This is a genomic window from Pseudomonas sp. GL-R-26, from assembly GCF_019947365.1.
Classification (GTDB): Bacteria; Pseudomonadota; Gammaproteobacteria; order Pseudomonadales; family Pseudomonadaceae; genus Aquipseudomonas.
Map to the genome: position 1 here is coordinate 53082 of NZ_JAGYGI010000007.1, position 18578 is coordinate 71659.

An 18578-nucleotide genomic window follows, 5' to 3' on the forward strand; every position below is an offset into this window, starting at 1 on the left:
ATGCAGATCAATGTGCACAGGCATGTTTGAGTTCGATCAAAGTCACGCCGTTACGCTTGAAGCCTTGGCGCAGGTCGGTCTGCAACTCGGCCAGGCTTTGCGGCTGAGTCACGGTGCAGCCAAAGGCACGAGCGAGGGCGGCGAAATCCGGGTTGCGCGGCAGCACGCCGATGGGTTCGATATCCAGGCCGATCATGTCGTCGCGAATCTGCCCCAGGGCGTCGTTGTTCCACAGCAGCACCACCAGCGGGCTGTCCAGTTCCTCGACAGCCGTGGCCAGTTCCTGGGCGGTGTAGAGGAAACCACCATCGCCCACCAGCACCAGGCCCGGCCGCTGTGGCGCGCCGAACTTGGCGCCGATGCCAGCCGGCAGGCCATAACCCAAAGTGCCGTAGCCGGTGGGATGCAGCCAGCTGCGGATGGCCAGGCTGTCGAAGGCGTAGTTGCCGGTGTAGGCCAGTTGGGTCATGTCGGTGCTGATGAAGGCGTTGTCCGGAAGCTCCGCAGCGATACGGTCGAGAATCGATTGATGGATCGACTGCAACGGGCCATGGCTGGCCTTGACCGCTTCACGCAGGGCGGCGACCGAGGCAATCGCAGCGCCGGCGTCGCGCACATCAGACGGCAGACGCTCAAGCAAACCACTGAGGGTTTGTTGTGCATCGCCATGCAACGCCACGGCGCATGGGTAGAAGTCGTTGAACTTGCGCGGGTCGATGTCGACGCGCAGCAGTTCGCCATTGAGCGGCAGGCGTTCGCGCCAGAAGTCGGTATCGGCCATTTCGGTGCCGACCGCCAGTACCACGTCGGCCTCGGCGATCAGCTTCCAGCCCGGCTCCACACACAGGGATGAGCCAGCGTTGAGCGGCGCATCCGGCGGCAGCAAGCCCTTGCCGGCGACGCTGGTGAACAGCGGCGCAGCGAGCCGGGTGCTGATCTCTTGCAGCTGCGAAACGGCATTGAGCGCACCACCACCGGCGATGATCATCGGTCGCTTGGCAGCCTTGAGCCTGGCCACGGCTTGACCGATGACGATGGCGGATGCCGGGCCACGACCCGGACGACGCACCACCTCATTGCTCCAGTCACGGGCAATCGGTGCCGATAGCACGTCCAGCGGCACCGAGATGTGCACCGGACGCGGGCGCTCGCTGTCGAACACCGCGTAGGCGCGGGCGATCAGTTCCGGCAGGTCTTCAGCAGTCAACGCCACTGCGGAGAACGCCGTGATCGGCGCGGTCATCGCCCGCTGATCCTGGCACTCGTGCAGGCTGCCCCAGCCCTTGCCGAGGCTGGCGCTGTGGTTGACGCTGGAAATCACCAGCATCGGAATCGAGTCGGCGTAGGCCTGGCCGATGCCGGTGGCGGCGTTGGTCACGCCGGGGCCGGTGATGACGAAGCACACGCCGGGTTTGCCGCTGACCCGGGCATAACCGTCGGCCATGAAACTGGCGCCCTGCTCATGGCGGGTCAGCACGTGGCGGATGCCGCTGCCGGGCAGGCCGCGATACAGCTCCAGGGTATGTACGCCGGGGATGCCGAACACAGTATCGACGCCGTAGTTGGCCAACAGGCGCACCAGGGCCTGGCCACCGGTCAATGTTTTGCTTTGCATTTTCATGTCCTCACTCCTGACCGAGGCGAATCAACGCATCGACCGCCGTCGTGCCATGGGCACCAACCAACAATGGGTTCACATCGAGTTCCAGCAGGTGTGCGGCGCTCTCGCAGGCGTAGTCGGCCACGGCGCGGATGGCGATCACCAAGGCGTCCAGGTCCGCAGACTCGCGACCACGGAAACCTTGCAGCAACGGCGCGCTGCGCAGGCTGAGCAAGGCATTGCGGATCGCGCCGTCGGTGGTCGGCAGCAACAGGCTGCGACTGTCCTTGAGCAACTCCACCAGAATGCCGCCGGCACCGATCACCAGCGCGAGGCCGAAATCGTTTTCGCGCTTGATGCCGACAATCAGCTCAGCCAGTGGCGGTTTGGCCATGGGTTCGAGCAGCAGTTGATCGAAGGGTACGCCCGGGGCGTAAGCGGCGATGCTGCTGCGCATCTTCTCCAACGCAGCGCTCAATGCCGCGCCGTCCTTGAGGTTCAGCGCCACGGCGCCAGCCTCGGTCTTGTGTGGCAGTTGAGCGCTGACCGCTTTGAGTACCAGCGGATAGCCCAACGCTTCGGCGTCCTTCAGGGCCTTGTCCGGGGTGCTCAATACGCCGTTGGGCGTCGGCAAGCCAAAGGCTTTTAACGCCTGTTTGGAATCCCACTCATTGAGCAAACGCCCCTCGCCTTCCAGCGCATGCGGGCACAACGGCACCAGCGCCGATTCCCCCAGCGCCAGCAAGGCATGGCGGTTGCGCTGATAACCGGCGATGCGCCCCCACGCGGCCAACCCGTCTTCAACGCCCTGCAAGGCCGCGACGCCTTGGGCGTGCAGACGCTCACGGGCATGGGCCGGCAGCAGCTCAGGGAAGGCCGAGGTGACAAAACCGGTCTTGCCGTGACGTTGCAGTGCCGCGCAGTACAACTCCAGCAGCAGGTCGCATTCCTTGCGCTCGCCGGTGAACTCCGACGGGTAGTCGAGCACCAGCATCGCCGCGTCGGCTTCGGTGCGTAGCGCGCTGTCGAGCATGCGGTTCAAGGCTTCGCCGTCGCCCCAGATCGCCGTGGTGAAATCCAGCGGGTTGACCAGGTTGGCGTAGGTCGGCAGCACTTGCGCGAGTTCGCCGACCTGCCCTTGATCGAGTTTCGGCAGGCCCAGGTCGTTGCGTTCGGCGTAGTCGGCAATCAGCCCGGCATCGCCACCGGAACAGGCCAGCGCGATCAGGCTGTTGCCCGCCGGCAGGTTGCCGCAGGCGGCGGCCTTGAGGGTTTCGACAAAACTCACCGGGCCGCTGACGCGAATCACCCCGAGACGGTCGAACAATGCGTCATACAGCGCATCGGAGCCGGACAGCGAACTGGTGTGACTCAAGGCCAGTTCGGCACCGATCTGCGACACACCGGTTTTCAGGGCGATGATCGGGATGCCCTTCTCCAGCGCCTTGTGCGCGGCGCGGGCAAAACCCGGCACGTTCTTCAGGCCTTCCAGGTGCAGGCCGATGGCTGTGACGCGCGGCTCGTCGAGCAACACGTCCATCAGTTCAGCCACGCCCAGTTGCGCCTGATTGCCCACCGACGCCATGTAGGCCACCGGCAGCGAGCGGTCGCTCATGGACAGGTTGTAGGCGAAGTTGCCGCTCTGGGTCAGCACCGCCACGCCCTTCTCCACCGCTTTGCCGCCATGGGCCACCGGCCACAGCGCGGAACTGTGCAGGTAGTCGAGCAGGCCGTAGCAGTTGGGGCCGAGCAAGGCCATGTCGCCAGCGGCCTTGAGCAGTTGCTGTTGCAGGGCCTGGCCTTCGGCGCCGGTCTCGGCGAAGCCGGAGGCGTAGCAGATGGCCCCGCCCGCGCCGATGGCGGCCAGTTCGGCGACGCAGGTCAGCGTCAGTTCGCGGTTGGTGGCGATGAATACCGCGTCCGGGCCGCAAGGCAGCTCGGCAACGCTGCGCACGCACGGCACGCCCTCAAGGCTGTCGTGCTGCGGATTGACCAGCCACATTTGCCCTTGGTAGCCGCCTTCGGCACAGCGCTTGAGGGCGCGGGCCATGCTGCGGCCGCCGACGAACGCCACATGTTGCGGCGCGAGCATGCGTTTGAGGTTGTCACGAATGGTTTGGGACATGGGAATTCTCCGGGCCGATCAGCGCAGCAGCGGCCGCAGCAGCTCGCGGGAAATGATGTGGCGCTGGATTTCCGAAGTACCTTCCCAGATCCGTTCGATCCGCGCGTTGCGCCAGATGCGCTCCACCGGACCTTCGTCCATCAGGCCCATGCCGCCGAAGATCTGTACCGCCTCATCGGCAGTACGCCCGAGCACTTCACTGGCGAACAGCTTGGCCATGCCGGCCTCGCCATCGGTCATGGTGCCCTGGTCCATTTTCCAGGCGGTGTGCAGGGTCAGCAGTTCAGCTGCACGAATCTGTGTGGCCATGTCGGCCAATTTGAACGACACGCCCTGGTAGGTGCCGATCGGCTGGCCGAACTGCTTGCGATCCGCCGCCCATTGCAGCGACACGTCCAGTGCGCGCTGGGCCTGACCGACGCAGTTGGCCGCGACCATCACCCGGCCGGCGGTCAGCCAGGCGTTGGCCACCTCCCAACCCTTGCCGACTTCGCCCAGCACTTTGCTGGCCGGCACACGGCAGTCGTCGAAGAACATTTCAAAGGTGTGGTAACCACGGTTGCTCACGCACTTCGGTCCACGGCGAATGGTCATGCCCGGGGTGTTGCGGTCGACCAGGAACGAGGTCACGGCGTTACGCTTTTTGCCGTTGTGTTCATAGGTGTCGGTCACGGCGAAGACAATGGCGAAATCGGCATGGCCAGCGTGGCTGATGAAATGCTTGCTGCCGTTGAGAATGAAGTCGTCGCCTTCACGCACGGCGCGGGTCTTGATCGCATTGGCGTCGGAGCCGGCACCCGGCTCGGTCAGGGCGAAGCAATCGATTTTTTCGCCCTGGATGCTCGGCAACAGGTAGTCGTTGATCTGGTCGCCGGTGCAGGCCATGAGGATCTTCGACGGCCGCGCGACGAACACGTGCAGCGCCCAGGACACCTTGGACAGCTCACGTTCGATCAGCGCCTGGGACAGGTAGTCCAGGCCGCCACCGCCCACTTCTTCGGGCATGTTGAAGGCGTAGAAGCCGGCGGCAATCGCCTTGCCGCGAATCTGCGCCGCCAGTTCCGGGGAGACCTCGTCGGCGCGGTCGACTTGCTCTTCATAGGGCAGCAGTTCCTTCTCGACGAAGCTGCGTACCGAGTCCACCAACATTTCTTGTTCTTGGGTCAGTTGGAAATTCATGCTGCTACCTGTTGTTCGTGTTCTGGGAGATGGAGAGGAATCAACGACCGATGTAGCGTGCCGGGCGTTTTTCCATGGCGGCGCGCAGGGCTTCGGTGCCGTCTTCGCTGCGACCGCAGAGCAGGCCGGCGGCGAGTTCGGCTTGCAGTTGTTCGGCCAAGCTGCGCTCGGCGCCTTCGCGCATGAGTTTTTTGGTCTGGGCGAAGGCGAAGGTCGGGCCCGCGGCCAGGCGTGCGGCCAATTCGCTGGTGACCGTCAGCAGTTGATCGTCGGCGCAGACATCGCCAACCAGACCGGCGTCGAGGGCACGGTCAGCGCCCCACAATTCATCGAGGAACAGCAGGCGCTTGGCCTGTTCGCTGCCGATCAGACGCGGCAGGTGCCAACTGGCGCCGGCATCCGGCGAGTACGCCATGCTGGTGTAGCCGGCCTTGAAGCGTGCCGATTGCCCGGCGATGCGCAGGTCGCAGCACAGGGTCAGGTCCATCCCGGCGCCGACGGCGGTGCCGTTGATGGCGGCGATGGTGGGTTTTTCCAGGCTGTGCAGACGGGTCATCAAGGCGTGGGCGGTTTCGGTCCAGCCGTAGGTTTCCAGCGCGCCACGGGCTTCGGCGTCGGCCCATTCATCGAGGTCAGCGCCGGCGCAGAAGCTGCGGCCGCTGCCGGTAAGCACCACCACGCGCACCGCTGGATCGGCGTTGAAAGCGTCGAGCAAGCCGTGCAGGTTTTTCAGCGTCGGAATGTCCAGCGCATTGCGCTGGGCAGTGCGATTGAGGGTGATCCAGGCAACGCCTGCTTCGACCTGGCTGAGCAGCGACGATTGAGTGGTCATGGGAATCCTCGAATTATTGTGATTGGTCTGAGGTGATGCGATTTGAGGCCATACTAAACGAGTGTTCAGCAAGGCGGCAATCGGCTTGGAAATTGGCTGTAACAAGCCAAAAAACTTCGCAACACATTGGTTTTATTGAATTATTTCAAGAATGGCGAGCAATGGCTGTTGGCGCTGTTACAACTTCGAACAACTGCCTACGCCCAGCACAAAACAACTGTAGGAGCGAGCCTGCTCGCGATGAGGGAATCACAGTCAACATTTCTGTTGACTGATCCACCGCTATCGCGAGCAGGCTCGCTCCTACAGGGGAAACGGTTAGCTGGAGGTGTTATGCAGTCGGCAAGCTCGGCGCCAACACGCCCTGGCGCTTGCGATGAATCAGGAAGTACGCGCCATAGCACAGCGCAATGAATCCAAAACCCCAATACAGCGACGGACGCTGGGTTTCATCCAGGGCCAGGAATACGAACAGCGAGCAGCACAGCGCGATGCACATCAGCGGCAATACCGGAAACCACGGCGCGCGGTATTTCAGGTCGCTGAGTTTGCCGCCGTCACGCAAGTACGCCTTGCGGAACTTGTACTGAGCCAGCGCGATGACAATCCAGGTCACGGTGCCGGACATGCCGCTCACCGCCATCAGCACCATGAACAAGGTGTCGGCGGCGACGAAGCTGGTCATCAGCGACACCAGTGCGAAGCACAGGGTGATGCTCAAGGCGCGCAATGGCACGCCACGCTTGCTCAATGGCGACAGGCTTTTCGGCGCCATGCCGGTTTTCGACATCGCCCACAGGATGCGCGTCGAGGCATACAGGCCGGAGTTGCCCACCGACAGGATCGCGGTGAGGATCACGAAGTTCATCAGGTCGGCGGCGTAGGGAATGCCGACCATGTCGAACACCTGCACGAACGGGCTTTCCATCAGGCCGGCCTGCTGCCACGGCACGATGGCCGACAGCACGATGATCGCCAGCACGTAGAAAATCAGCACGCGGAACACCACGTTGCGTACGGCCCGGGGAATGCTTTTTTCCGGCTGATCGGTTTCACCGGCGGCCACGCCCATGATTTCGCAACCCTGGAATGCGTAGACCACGGTCATCATCACCGCGAACACGGCTGACAGGCCGTTGGGGAACAACGTATCGCCGATCAGGTTGGTCGCCATCGGTGCCGGTGCGCCACTGCTCAGGGGCATCACGCCGAAGATCACCAGCACGCCGACCACGATGAAACCGAGAATCGCCGCGACCTTGATCCCCGAGAACCAGTATTCGGCTTCACCAAAGGCGCGGGTTGCCATGGCATTGATAGCGAACAGCACCACCACGAACAGCGCCGACCAGTACCAGATCGGCACCGTCGGGAACCAGCGGGTCATCAGCATGCCGGCGGCGGTGAACTCCAAACCGACGGTGGTGGCCCAGCTCATCCAGTACACCCAGCCGATCATGAACCCGGTGGCCGGGCCAATGAATTTGGTGGCGTGGGTCTGGAACGAACCGGACACCGGCATCTGCACCGACAGTTCACCCAGGCAGACCATCACCAGGTACATCAGGAAACCGGCGAACAGGTAAGCCAGGATCGCCCCCACCGGGCCACCTTGATTGATGGTCACGCCGGAGCCCATGAACAGCCCGGTGCCGATGACGCCGCCCAGGGACAGCATGAAAATGTGCCGGCTCTTCAGGGCGCGGGTCAGCTGTATGCCTTTACGATCAGTATTTTCGTTCATGTCGACACCTCAGCAGTCAGTGAGGTGTGCAGCGCGCGACAGGACGTCACGGCGCAGGGAGGGATCAGCTTTACGGCAATTCATTATTATTATCTCCAATAAGCTTCGAAGACCGCGCTGCGGCGGTTGCGTCGATTATTGGAAAGCCATGTAAGTTCGCGTTGACCGTAAAGATCGAAGTTGTACAAAGTCGTAACAAACTTGTACGTCAGCTCTGCAACAGGCCTTCGAGGGTATCGAGCGAGTGCTGCAATTGCTCATCCAGCACCGGCCCCATGCGCTGGATCGCCGATTCATCGTTTGCCAGCGCCAAGGTCTCCAGCGCCCTCAACGTGCTGGCCAAGGCCCGAAAACCCAGGGAATCACAGCTACCGGCCAGGCGGTGAGCCAGTTGCGCGACCTCTGTGCAGTCGTCGGCGGCCATGGCTTCATGCAGCGCGTCGCGGTGTTGAAGGATCGAGTCACGCAGCACCGCCAGCAGGCCCTGGACCTTTTGCACGCCGAGCAGGCTGCGATGGGTCTGCAACAGCGGCCAGTCCATTGCCTCATCGCTCGGCAGCGACTCGGCCACAGGTGCATGCCCTTCCAGCACCTGGCGCAGGTTTTCCAGCTTCAAGGGCTTGGCCAGGACACCGTCCATCCCGGCCTCCAGATAACCGCGCAACAGTGCCGGTTGCACGCTGGCGGTCAGGGCGAAAATGCGCGTATGGCGGTTCGGCCCGTCGCTGTGGCGGATCTGCCGGCACAGCTCGACACCGCTGATGCCCGGCAGATGCACGTCCAGCAGCATCAGGTCGAACACCTGCGCCGCGCATTGTTGCAGCGCCTGATCCGCTTCTTCGGCCAGCCACACCCGGTGGCCGTCCCGTTGCAGCAATCCTTTGGCCACTTCGCGATTGAGTTCCACGTCTTCGACCACCAGGATGTTCAGTGCCGGCCCCGCCGCGCGAACCGGCGCGACTTCAACCACAGCACTGGCCGGCTGCAAGGACAGCTCGAACCAGAAGCAACTTCCGCGCCCCTCTTCACTGTCCACGCCGATGCAACCGCCCATCTGCTCCACCAGATGTTTGCAGATCGCCAACCCCAACCCCGTACCGCCAAAACGTTGCGCGACTTCTTCGCTGGCCTGGGTGAACCGCTCGAAAATCTTCGCCTGCATCAAAGGGGCAATGCCGATGCCGTCGTCCGTGACACTGACCCGCAGGCGCTGCCCGGTCTGTTCTCCGGTTTCGCTGAGCAGCGCCACCTCGACGCTGACTTCGCCGCCTTCGGTGAACTTGATCGCGTTGGCCAGCAGGTTGCTCAGCACCTGACGCAGGAACTGCTCGGCGCCGTGGTGATGCTCGGCAATCCGCTGATCGATGCGGCAACTGAGGATCGTGTCGTTGTTCAGCGCTCTCGGTTCCAACAGTGTCAGCACCTCATCGAGCAACTGGCGCAGCGAGAAATCCACCGGTTCGGGATGACTGACGCCCTCCTCCAGCTTGGCGAAATACAGCACTTCGTTGAGGATCGTCAGCAAGCCTTCGCCAGCCTTGTGCAAAGCATCCAGGCGTTTACCGTCCTGGGCATCCAGACGCGCGCCGCGCAGCAATTCGGCCATGCCGAGGATGCCATTGAGGGGCGTGCGCAGTTCGTGGCTCATGGTCGCCAGGAAGCGCGACTTGGCAAGGTTGGCCGCTTCCGCCTCGTCTTTGGCGCGCATCAGGCTGGCGGTGCGGCGCTCAACCATTTTCAGCAGCTCGTCACGGTTGTCCTGCAAGGCCAGGCGATCGGTTTCCCGGCGCTCGATGTCCCGCAGGATCGCCCGGCGCATGTCGTCCAGCGCATGGGCCACGGTGTCGATTTCGTCGCTGCCACGACGCTTGTCCAGGTGCAGGGGCTCGTGCCATTCACCGGCGGCGATGCGCCGGGCAAACTCGGCCATGACCTTCAAATGCCGGGTTACCAGTCGATAAAACAAGCCCGACAAGGCAACGGCCAGACCGCAGAGGAACACCGCCATCCACAACAGGCTGGTCAAACCGGTGGCGTAGAGACGCTGGTACACCGCCCCCAGATCCGTACTGACCTCCAGCTCGCCAAGGTTGCGCAACGGGCCGGAGGGCGGCTGATAGTCCAGGGCAAAGCGCTCGATGCGCAGCGGTCCCGTGGGGTGCGGATTACCCTGTACCAGGTCGAAATCGGCGCTGGTCAAGTGCACGCGCGCGACGTCGGAGAAGTCCACCAGCCCGCGCAACTGCACGTTCAGCTGTTCCTGGTTCAAGTCCCAGAGGCTGCGTTCCAGGCTGGCCAGGTAACCAGCGCGGATCAGCTCCATGCGCGACTCGATGTCGCGCATTTCCCGTCGATACTCGATGTACAGTTGCACGCTGCTGGCCAGCACGGTGAAGCACAGGCTGAACAACAGGATGAACAGCAACAGGCGCCGCAACAGTCCACCGGGACGGGCGCGAATCATTGCGCATCCGCCGGCAGGTTGATCATGTCGCGGTAGGTCACTTCGCTTTCGTTGAGCCAGCGCTCGATGTCACCGGTATCGACCATGCGCTGCAACTGCGCATTGATCTCGGGCATGCGAGCGGCCAACGGCGAGCGCCGTGACACGGCAACCCGCAGATAATCCACGCTCAAGGCTTTGGGCAAGGCAACGATGTCCTGGCCGCCGGGCAGGTTTTCCACGTACAGCTGGCCGGTGCGTCGCTCCTGGGTGATGAAATCGATGCGCCCGCGAATCAGCTTGCCGAAGTTCTGGTGGCTGTCGGAAACCCATTCGATATTGTTATTGCGCGCGACCATGCGATCGAACTCCACGCCGTAGCTCTCGCCGAACAACAGGCCGCCACGGTAACGGGCCAAGTCGTCCAGCTGTTCGAATTTCACCGGATGTTGGCGGTTGATGAACAACGCCACCTCTTCACGCAAGACCGGCACCGTCGAGAACAGCATGCTTTGCTCCCGCTGCGCAGTGCTGTAGGCCAGCACCACATCGACCCGGCCTTCGGCGGCGTCCAGCAGGCAGCGTTTCCAGTTGCCCAGCACCACCATCTCGACCTCGTAACCCAACTGGCCAAACAGGTTTTTCACCACGTTCGGCGCCAGGCCGCGCACCTGCTTGCCATCGCTCCAGGACACTGGCGGGTACACCGGGTAATCGCAATAGCGAACCTTGTCCGCCGCGACGGCATGGCCGGCCACCAGCAGCGCCAGCAGGCAAAGCCATCGCGCCATCAGCTTCAGGCCGCCACGCTGGCGGTGAACAGGTAACCGGCGCCGTGAATGGTGATGATCAACTGCGGTTCGGCCGGATCGTCATGCAACTTGCGGCGCAGGCGCCCGACCAGCACGTCGATGGAACGGTCGTTGGGCACCCATTCGCGGTTGCGGATCTGGTCCATCAACTGATCGCGGCTGAGAGTGTGGCCGCTGTTGCGCAGGAATACGCTGAGCAACTGGTATTCGCCGTGGGTCAGCAGGGTTTCGCTGCCGGACGGATCGATCAGGCGACGACGGTCGGTGTCCAGTGACCAGTCGGCGAACTGCTTGACCGGCTTGGCCACCGCGACCGCAGGCGCTGGCGTTTGCGCATGACGTACCCGGCGAATCAGGTTTTTCGCCCGGGACACCAGTTCCCGTGGATTGAGGGGTTTGATCACGTAGTCATCGGCGCCGCATTCGAGGCCGACGATGCGGTCGATTTCGTCGTTGCGCCCGGTGATCAGGATGATCCCGACTTCCGAACGCACCCGCAGCTCGCGGGTCAGGGTCAGGCCGTCCTTGCCCGGCAGGCGGATGTCGAGCATCACCAGGTCGACGCTCTGGCTGGCCAGGAAGGTTTCCGCCAGTTCCGCCGTGGCGGCGCAATGGACGTCGTAGCCTTCCTGGGACAGGTAGGCGTGCAGCAGATCGCGAATCAGCGGATCGTCATCGACGATCAATACCCGAGGAGTCATCGCTTGGTGTCCGGCATAGGCCCGAAGGCCAGTTTCTTATTAGAGTGTTTTCCTGCATCGGCGCCAGAGAGTATCGATTGCTGAACGACTGATCAACAGTCGCTCGTCTGCACGCAGAAACGCCGTCTTCCGCCGGCCTGCAAACCGTCGACCCAGGCCTCGCAAATCTGGATGCCCTGCTCCGGGGTGAAGGTGCCGGGGTTCAGCCCGGACTCCAGCCACAAGCCGTCGAGCAAGGCGCTGAGGCTGATGGCGGCCAGGTCGGCGTCGAAGTTTTCCCAGCCTTCCTCCCGGGCCAGTTCCGCCAGCACCTTGCGCAGGATGCCGCGATACTCGCCATAGGAATGATCGTGGGCCTGGTTGATGGCCTCGGCGGTTTTCACCGCGCCCCAGAACGCCAGCCACGCATCGATCAGTTGCGGATCGAGCAGTTCGGCGGAAAACGATCCGCGGAAAAACGCCGACAAACGCTCCCGGGCATTCGGCGCGGCTTGCTCCATGGCGTCGCGCAGCAAGGTCATGACCCGCCCGGTGATCGCCATGTAGGCCTCGGCCACCAGTTCGTCCTTGCCGGAATAGTGATGGCTGATCAGCCCCACCGAGACTCCGGCCTCGGCGGAAATCTTGCGGATTGACGCGCCCTGAAAGCCGTGACGTTTGAGGCACACCAGCGTCGCCTCGATCAGGTTGGCTTTGCGCAACTCCGGTTCCATGCGGGAAAAACGGGCTTCCTGATTCATGGGCGACACGCTCCTTGGTTCAATCGTTTAGGCCTGCGCGGGTAAACGCTGGGCTGAACGACTGTACAGCAAGAGCGGGCCATGTCTCTAGTCACTCGCCGGTCTGATAGACCGCGGCGGGCCCATCGCGAGCAGGCTCACTCCTACAGTATTTGGGTAGTTCACAGATTTTGCGTACACCCTCTTCTCCTGTAGGAGTGAGCCTGCTCGCGATGACGGTAGCCCAAACAACCGGGAGCCTGGATCAGCCCCGATACCCCGGCGCCACCCGCTCCAGCATCCGCAACAACGCCGCCCAGGCCAGTTGCATCGCATCCGGGTCACTCAGTTCCCCCTCCTCCAACGGTCGCCCCGGATCATTGAATTGCCGTTCGGTGTGCGCGCAGACCTCGTGCGACGGCAGCACAACTTCACCGGCGGCTTGGGCGGCCAACTGGATTTCACAGGCCTTTTCCAGGTAGTACATGCGCAGGAACGCCTGGCTCACGGTCTCGCCAACGGTGAGCAACCCATGGTTGCGCAGCATCAGTACCGATTTGTCGCCCAGGTCCGCCACCAGCCGTTGTTGCTCGCTCAGGTCCAGCGCCACGCCCTCGTAGTCGTGGTAGGCAACCCGGCCATAGAACTCCATGGAGATCTGGTTCACCGGCAATAGCCCGCACTTCAACGCCGCCACCGCGCACCCGGATTTGGTGTGGGTGTGCAGCACGCATTGCGCATCTTCACGGGCGCCGTGGATGGCGCTGTGGATCACGAAACCGGCCGGGTTGACCGGGTACGGCGACGGCTCCACGGCATGGCCATCGTGGTCGATCTTCACCAGATTGGACGCGGTGATTTCATCGAACATCAGCCCGTAAGGGTTGATCAGGAAGTGATGCTCCGGCCCCGGAATGCGCACCGAGATGTGGGTGAAGATCAAATCGGTCATGCGAAAGTGCGCAATCAAGCGGTAACAGGCCGCCAGTTCCTCACGCAGGCGCTGCTCGGTGGCGCTGCGTTCGGGTGCCAGGTGGGTGGCGATGTTGTTCATTCTTGTGGTTCTCCAGGCTGATCGGCTGGGGCAGACAGTAAGGCTGGTCGCTGCGAACGTCCAGCCGCCCCTTGCTTTAAAGTAAAATTATCTGTTGATTTTTTACTGAAGGTAAATTTCTATAGCACAATAATAACAACGCCGAAACTCGGCCTTTCGGCCTCAGCCTGCCAGGAGTACCCGCACCATGCCGACCTCGACACCTGCCTTCGCGCACCTGTTCGAACCCCTGGAGATCCGTGGCAAGCGCCTGAAGAATCGCATCATGTCCAGCGGACACGACACCTCGATGCCCACCGACAACCTGGTCAATGAACAATTGATCGCCTATCACCGAGCGCGTGCCGAAGGCGGTGCCGGACTGATCGTGCTGCAAGTGGCCGGCGTGCACGACAGTGCGCGCTACACCTCCCACGTGCTGATGGCCACCGACGATGCTTGCATCGAGGGCTACCGCAAACTGGCGCAAACCTGCCATGCCCACGGCACCGTGGTGTTGTCCCAGGTGTTCCATCCGGGGCGGGAAATCATGGAGTCCAGCGATGGCCTGCTGGCGGTGGCCTACTCCGCATCCTCGGTGCCCAACGAACGCTTCCGGGTGATGCCCCGCGCGCTGGACCAGGCCATGATCGACGAAATCGTCGCCGGTTACGCCGCTGCCGCCCGCCGCCTGCACCAGGCAGGCATCGACGGCGTTGAGGTCGTGGCCAGCCATGGTTACTTGCCGGCGCAATTCATCAATCCGCGGGTCAACCGGCGTACCGATGGCTACAACGGTGAGCTGGAACAGCGTTTGCGTTTTCTACGCGAAGTCATTGCCGCCGTGCGCGCGGCGACCGACGAGCAGTTCATCGTCGGCCTGCGCATCTCCGCCGACGAGCGCGACCCGGAAGGCCTGACCGAGGACGAATCCCTGGCCGCCGTGCAGTCACTGCAAGCGCAGCTCGATTACGTGCATATCGTCGCCGGCACTTCGGCGTCCCTGGGTGGCGCGGTGCATATCGTGCCGCCCATGGCGATCGAAGCGGCGTACCTGGCCAAAGAAGCCGGAACGTTCAAAGCCGGTTTGAACATTCCGCTGTTCGTCACCGGGCGCATCAACCAGCCTCAGGAAGCCGAGCTGATCCTGGCTCGCGGCCAGGCCGATGTGTGCGGCATGACCCGGGCACTGATCTGCGATCCGCAAATGCCCAACAAGACCGACACCGGCCGCGTCGAAGACGTGCGGGCGTGCATTGCCTGCAATCAGGCGTGCATTGGCCACTTCCACAAGGGCTTGCCGATTTCCTGCATCCAGCACCCGGAAACCGGGCGCGAACTGATCTTCGGTGAACGCCGACAAGCGCCACAGCGCAAACGCATCATGATCGCCGGCGGTGGTCCGGCCGGGATGAAAGCCGCCACCGTCGCGGCCCAGCGCGGGCATGAGGTGACGTTGTACGAAGCCAGTTCACAACTGGGCGGTCAGGTGTTGCTCGCGCAGTTGCTGCCACGGCGCAGCGAGTTCGGCGGTGCCAGCACCAACCTGCAGCGGGAAATGGAGCTGGCCGGCGTGCGCGTGGTGCGCAATACCCGAGTCGACCGGGCACTGGTGGAGCAGGAAAAACCGCACGTGGTGATCGTCGCTACCGGTGCCGAGCCCTACTGGCCGCCCTTTGAGCGCGGTGGTGAGTTGCAGGTGGTGGACGCCTGGCAAGTGCTGCGCGATGAGGTGCAGATCGGCCGTTCGGTGGTGGTGGTCGACTGGCGCTGCGACTGGATCGGACCCGGCATCGCCGAACGTCTGGTCCGCGCCGGGCACCAGGTGCAACTGGCGGTCAACGGCACCCATTGCGGGGAAAACCTGCCGCTGTACGTGCGCGATCAACTGGCCGGCGAACTGCATAAGCTGGGCGTGCCGATCACGCCGTATGCGCGGCTGTATGGCTGCGATGACAACACGGTGTACCTGCAGCACACCGCCAGTGGCGAACCGATGCTGATGGAAAACATCGATACGCTGGTGCTGTGCCAGGGCCATCAGCCGGTGGATACCCTGGGTGCGGAGTTGCAAGGGCTGGTGGAGTTTCGCAGGATCGGCGACTGCCTGGCGCCGCGTACCGCCGAAGAGGCGATTTATGAAGGCCTGAAAGTCGCGTGGGAGCTTTAAGGCTGTTTATACTCCGGGGCTTTAACGGCTCACACCGCCCCTGTAGGAGTGAGCCTGCTCGCGATAGCGTCAGTGCATTCAACATCAATGTTGGCTGACCCACCGCATCGCGAGCAGGCTCGCTCCTACAGGGGATGCGATCCTCTTCCCGGTTCGGAATTTTCCATGAGCAACAACAGCAAGACCCCGCCCGCATCAGGCCGCGCCGAACCGCATTTTCTCGGCACGCGCATTCGCGGCCTGCGCAAGCGCCGGGGCATGACCCTGGCGGAACTGGCGCAACAGAGCGAACTCACCGCCGGCTACATCAGCCAGCTGGAACGCAACCTCGCCTACCCGTCGATTCCGGCGCTGTTCAACATTGCCCGCAGCCTCGGCGTCACCATCCAGTGGTTCTTCGCCAGTGAAGCGGTCACCGCGCCCGAAGACGATGGTGTCGTGGTGCGCAAGAACAGCCGCCTGAACGTGCATTACGAAGACGGCATCGTCGACCAGTTGCTGACGCCGCAGGCCAACCGCCAACTGGAAATGCTCCACTCGCGTTTCCCGCCCGGCACCTACAGCCAACAGAGCTACAGCCACGACGGTGAAGAAGCCGGCTACTTGCTCTCGGGGAGTTTCGAGTTGTGGGTCGGCGAACGCCATTTCCAGCTCAATGAAGGCGACAGCTTCAGTTTTTCCAGCCAGGAACCGCACCGCTACGGCAACCCCGGCGATGTCGATGCAGTGGTGATCTGGGTGATTACACCGCCGACGTTCTAACGTCGGCGGCGACCGCTTGCCTGACTGGTACTCGCACGCTTGAGCGTGTCACTCGGCAGCTCGTTGAACAACGCGCGGTAGCTGCTGGAAAACCGCCCCAGATGCCAGAACGACCAATGCATCGCCACCTCGGCCACGGTGGTTTGAGTGGGCGTGCGGCTGAGCAGTTCGCGTCGGGCGCTATTAAGGCGGCGCAGGCGCAGCCACTGGGTCGGCGACATGCCGGTGTAGGTCTTGAACGCATGCTGCAACTGGCGCAGTGAAACCCCCGCGACCTGGGACAACTCCAGCAGATTGAGGTGTTCTTCCGGGGTGTCCGCGGCCCATTCCCCTACCCGCTTCATGATCGACCGCTCCCCGGCCCGACGCTGCAGGGACCCCTGGTCGAGGCCGACACAGGCGTTGTCGAGGATGAACAGGCAATCTTCCAGCAGTTGCTGGGTCAGCGCTTCGCGGCTCGGTGGATCGAAGGTCTGCGACAGCCGCGTCAGGGTCCCGCTGAGCCAACGGCAGAACAGCGCGTTCTGCTGGGAGTTGAGCGGTGCCATGAACAGCCCTTCGAGCCTGGAGATGTCGAGGCTGTGGCGCTTTACAAACTCCGGCCCGAACACCACGGCGATTTCCTGATAGTTCTCCGGGGTGATCCAGATGTTGCGGCTTTCGCCATTCAACACGTACAGCGCGTTGTCGCCGCGATCGAAACAGAACGACAACGAACCCTGGGGCGCGCTGAAATTCTGCTCGACCCGGGTGTTCATCGACTCTTCGTAAATCTCCACGCCCTGCAGATCCAGATAGCGCACCAAGCCCGCGAAATGCCCCGGCGACATCTGCTGGTATTGCTGCACCCAGCCCGGCGTGGCGCGGATTTGCTCGGCGACATCGGCGGTGTTGAACGCTTGGACCTGGAGGGAATTGGAACCTGTCATGGGGCGACCTTACGCACTCTTTTGGTGCGCTTTGTGCTGCTTAAAGTGGATAGATGGAACTGCAAGGCTCGCACAAGATAGTCGTCAACGCGCTACAGGGGAAGTGTCCGGCGGATGAAACCGGTCTCTCCTGGCGTTAATAAAACCAATAACGAGGTCTTTATGAATGTCCCTTTCGATCAGCTGTTCACTTGGCTGAAAGATCACAAGATTACCGAAGTCGAGTGCGTCGTCAGCGATCTGACCGGCATTGCACGCGGCAAAATTGCACCGACCAACAAGTTCCTGCATGAGCGAGGCATGCGCCTGCCGGAAAGTGTCCTTCTGCAAACGGTAACCGGGGACTTTGTCGACGACGACATCTACTACGACCTGCTCGACCCGGCCGATATCGACATGGTCTGCAAGCCGGACGCCGACGCCGTCTACGTGGTGCCATGGGCCATCGAGCCGACCGCCATCGTGATCCACGACACCTTCGACAAGTTCGGCAACCCGATCGAACTGTCGCCGCGCAACGTGCTGAAGAAAGTGCTGCAGTTGTACACCGACAAAGGCTGGCGGCCGATTGTCGCGCCGGAAATGGAGTTCTACCTGACCCAGCGCTGCGAAGACCCGGACCTGCCACTCAAGGCGCCGATGGGCCGTTCGGGCCGTGCCGAAAGCGGTCGTCAGTCGTTCTCCATCGACGCGGCCAACGAATTCGACCCGCTGTTCGAAGACGTCTACGACTGGTGCGAACTGCAAGGTCTGGACCTCGACACGCTGATCCACGAAGACGGCCCGGCGCAGATGGAAATCAACTTCCGTCACGGCAACGCCCTGGACCTGGCTGACCAGATCACCGTGTTCAAACGCACCATGCGTGAAGCGGCGCTCAAGCACAACGTGGCGGCAACCTTCATGGCCAAACCGGTCGGCGACGAGCCTGGCAGCGCCATGCACATTCACCAGAGCGTGGTGGACATCGCCACCGGCCAGCCGATCTTTGCCGATGCCGATGGCAACATGAGCGAGTTGTTCCTGCACCACATTGGCGGCCTGCAGAAGTACATCCCGAAAGTGCTGCCGATGTTCGCGCCGAACGTCAACTCGTTCCGCCGCTTCCTGCCGGACACCTCGGCACCGGTGAACGTCGAATGGGGCGAAGAAAACCGCACCGTCGGCCTGCGCGTACCGACCTCCAGCCCCGACGCCATGCGCGTCGAGAACCGTCTGCCGGGCGCCGACGCCAACCCGTACCTGGCCATCGCCGCCAGCCTGCTGTGTGGTTACCTGGGCATGGTCGAGCGTATCGAGCCGAGCGCTGCGGTACAGGGCCGCGCCTATGAGCGTCGCAACCTGCGCCTGCCGATCACCATCGAGGACGCCCTGACCCAGATGGAAGAGTGCGACACCATCAGCTGCTACCTGGGCAGCAAGTTCGTGCGGGGCTATGTCGCGGTCAAACGCGCCGAGCACGAGAACTTCAAACGGGTGATCAGTTCGTGGGAGCGTGAGTTCCTGATGCTCAGCGTCTGAAATCTTCG

At 62.7% G+C, this 18578-nt stretch carries 14 protein-coding genes; 3 read left to right on the forward strand and 11 right to left on the reverse strand.

Annotated features, from left to right (window positions below):
• Positions 1-7: 7 nt before the first annotated feature.
• From KGA96_RS09525 to KGA96_RS09570, 10 genes are all read right to left on the reverse strand, one after another.
• Entirely contained in the window at positions 8-1615 is a 1608-nt protein-coding gene (locus tag KGA96_RS09525) for a 5-guanidino-2-oxopentanoate decarboxylase (protein WP_223467063.1), read from the reverse strand.
• A 10-nt stretch (positions 1616-1625) separates the two neighbouring features.
• On the reverse strand, positions 1626-3725 hold the full coding sequence (locus KGA96_RS09530) for an acetate--CoA ligase family protein (protein ID WP_223467011.1): 2100 nt from the start codon (positions 3723-3725) through the stop codon (positions 1626-1628).
• 18 nt (positions 3726-3743) lie between these two features.
• Positions 3744-4904, reverse strand: coding sequence for an acyl-CoA dehydrogenase family protein (locus KGA96_RS09535; RefSeq protein ID WP_046037060.1), 1161 nt, complete (start codon positions 4902-4904; stop codon positions 3744-3746).
• A 40-nt stretch (positions 4905-4944) separates the two neighbouring features.
• Positions 4945-5736 carry an enoyl-CoA hydratase/isomerase family protein gene (locus tag KGA96_RS09540; RefSeq protein ID WP_046037062.1) on the reverse strand — a complete coding sequence of 264 codons (792 nt, stop codon included), beginning with the start codon at positions 5734-5736 and terminating at the stop codon, positions 4945-4947.
• A gap of 331 nt (positions 5737-6067) precedes the next feature.
• Entirely contained in the window at positions 6068-7480 is a 1413-nt protein-coding gene (locus tag KGA96_RS09545) for an amino acid permease (protein WP_046037064.1), read from the reverse strand.
• 208 nt (positions 7481-7688) lie between these two features.
• Positions 7689-9944, reverse strand: coding sequence for a hybrid sensor histidine kinase/response regulator (locus KGA96_RS09550; protein WP_046037065.1), 2256 nt, complete (start codon positions 9942-9944; stop codon positions 7689-7691).
• The gene (locus KGA96_RS09555; protein WP_046037066.1) at positions 9941-10714 is read right to left on the reverse strand and encodes a substrate-binding periplasmic protein; all 774 of its coding nucleotides are present in this window, start codon (positions 10712-10714) and stop codon (positions 9941-9943) included. Before KGA96_RS09555 ends, KGA96_RS09550 begins: the two co-directional genes overlap by 4 nt.
• A gap of 5 nt (positions 10715-10719) precedes the next feature.
• The gene (locus tag KGA96_RS09560) at positions 10720-11436 is read right to left on the reverse strand and encodes a response regulator (RefSeq protein WP_046037067.1); all 717 of its coding nucleotides are present in this window, start codon (positions 11434-11436) and stop codon (positions 10720-10722) included.
• 92 nt (positions 11437-11528) lie between these two features.
• Positions 11529-12176 (reverse strand): TetR family transcriptional regulator C-terminal domain-containing protein, encoded by a 648-nt coding sequence (locus KGA96_RS09565; protein WP_046037068.1) that lies wholly within the window; start codon positions 12174-12176, stop codon positions 11529-11531.
• Positions 12177-12420: 244 nt separating this feature from the next.
• A complete protein-coding gene (locus KGA96_RS09570; RefSeq protein ID WP_046037069.1) occupies positions 12421-13209 on the reverse strand; it encodes a class II aldolase/adducin family protein in 789 nt (262 codons plus the stop codon).
• Positions 13210-13396: 187 nt separating this feature from the next.
• On the opposite strand from KGA96_RS09570, the gene KGA96_RS09575 reads away from it, so the two are divergent.
• Together KGA96_RS09575 and KGA96_RS09580 are read left to right on the forward strand one after the other, a co-directional pair.
• On the forward strand, positions 13397-15358 hold the full coding sequence (locus KGA96_RS09575) for an FAD-dependent oxidoreductase (RefSeq protein WP_046037070.1): 1962 nt from the start codon (positions 13397-13399) through the stop codon (positions 15356-15358).
• A 165-nt stretch (positions 15359-15523) separates the two neighbouring features.
• On the forward strand, positions 15524-16120 hold the full coding sequence (locus KGA96_RS09580) for a cupin domain-containing protein (RefSeq protein ID WP_046037071.1): 597 nt from the start codon (positions 15524-15526) through the stop codon (positions 16118-16120).
• Here KGA96_RS09580 and KGA96_RS09585 read toward each other — a convergent pair.
• Positions 16117-17049 carry a helix-turn-helix domain-containing protein gene (locus tag KGA96_RS09585; RefSeq protein ID WP_046037072.1) on the reverse strand — a complete coding sequence of 311 codons (933 nt, stop codon included), beginning with the start codon at positions 17047-17049 and terminating at the stop codon, positions 16117-16119. The genes KGA96_RS09580 and KGA96_RS09585 overlap by 4 nt on opposite strands.
• Positions 17050-17211: 162 nt before the next feature.
• On the opposite strand from KGA96_RS09585, the gene KGA96_RS09590 reads away from it, so the two are divergent.
• A complete protein-coding gene (locus KGA96_RS09590) occupies positions 17212-18570 on the forward strand; it encodes a glutamine synthetase family protein (RefSeq protein WP_046037073.1) in 1359 nt (452 codons plus the stop codon).
• Positions 18571-18578 lie beyond the last annotated feature (8 nt).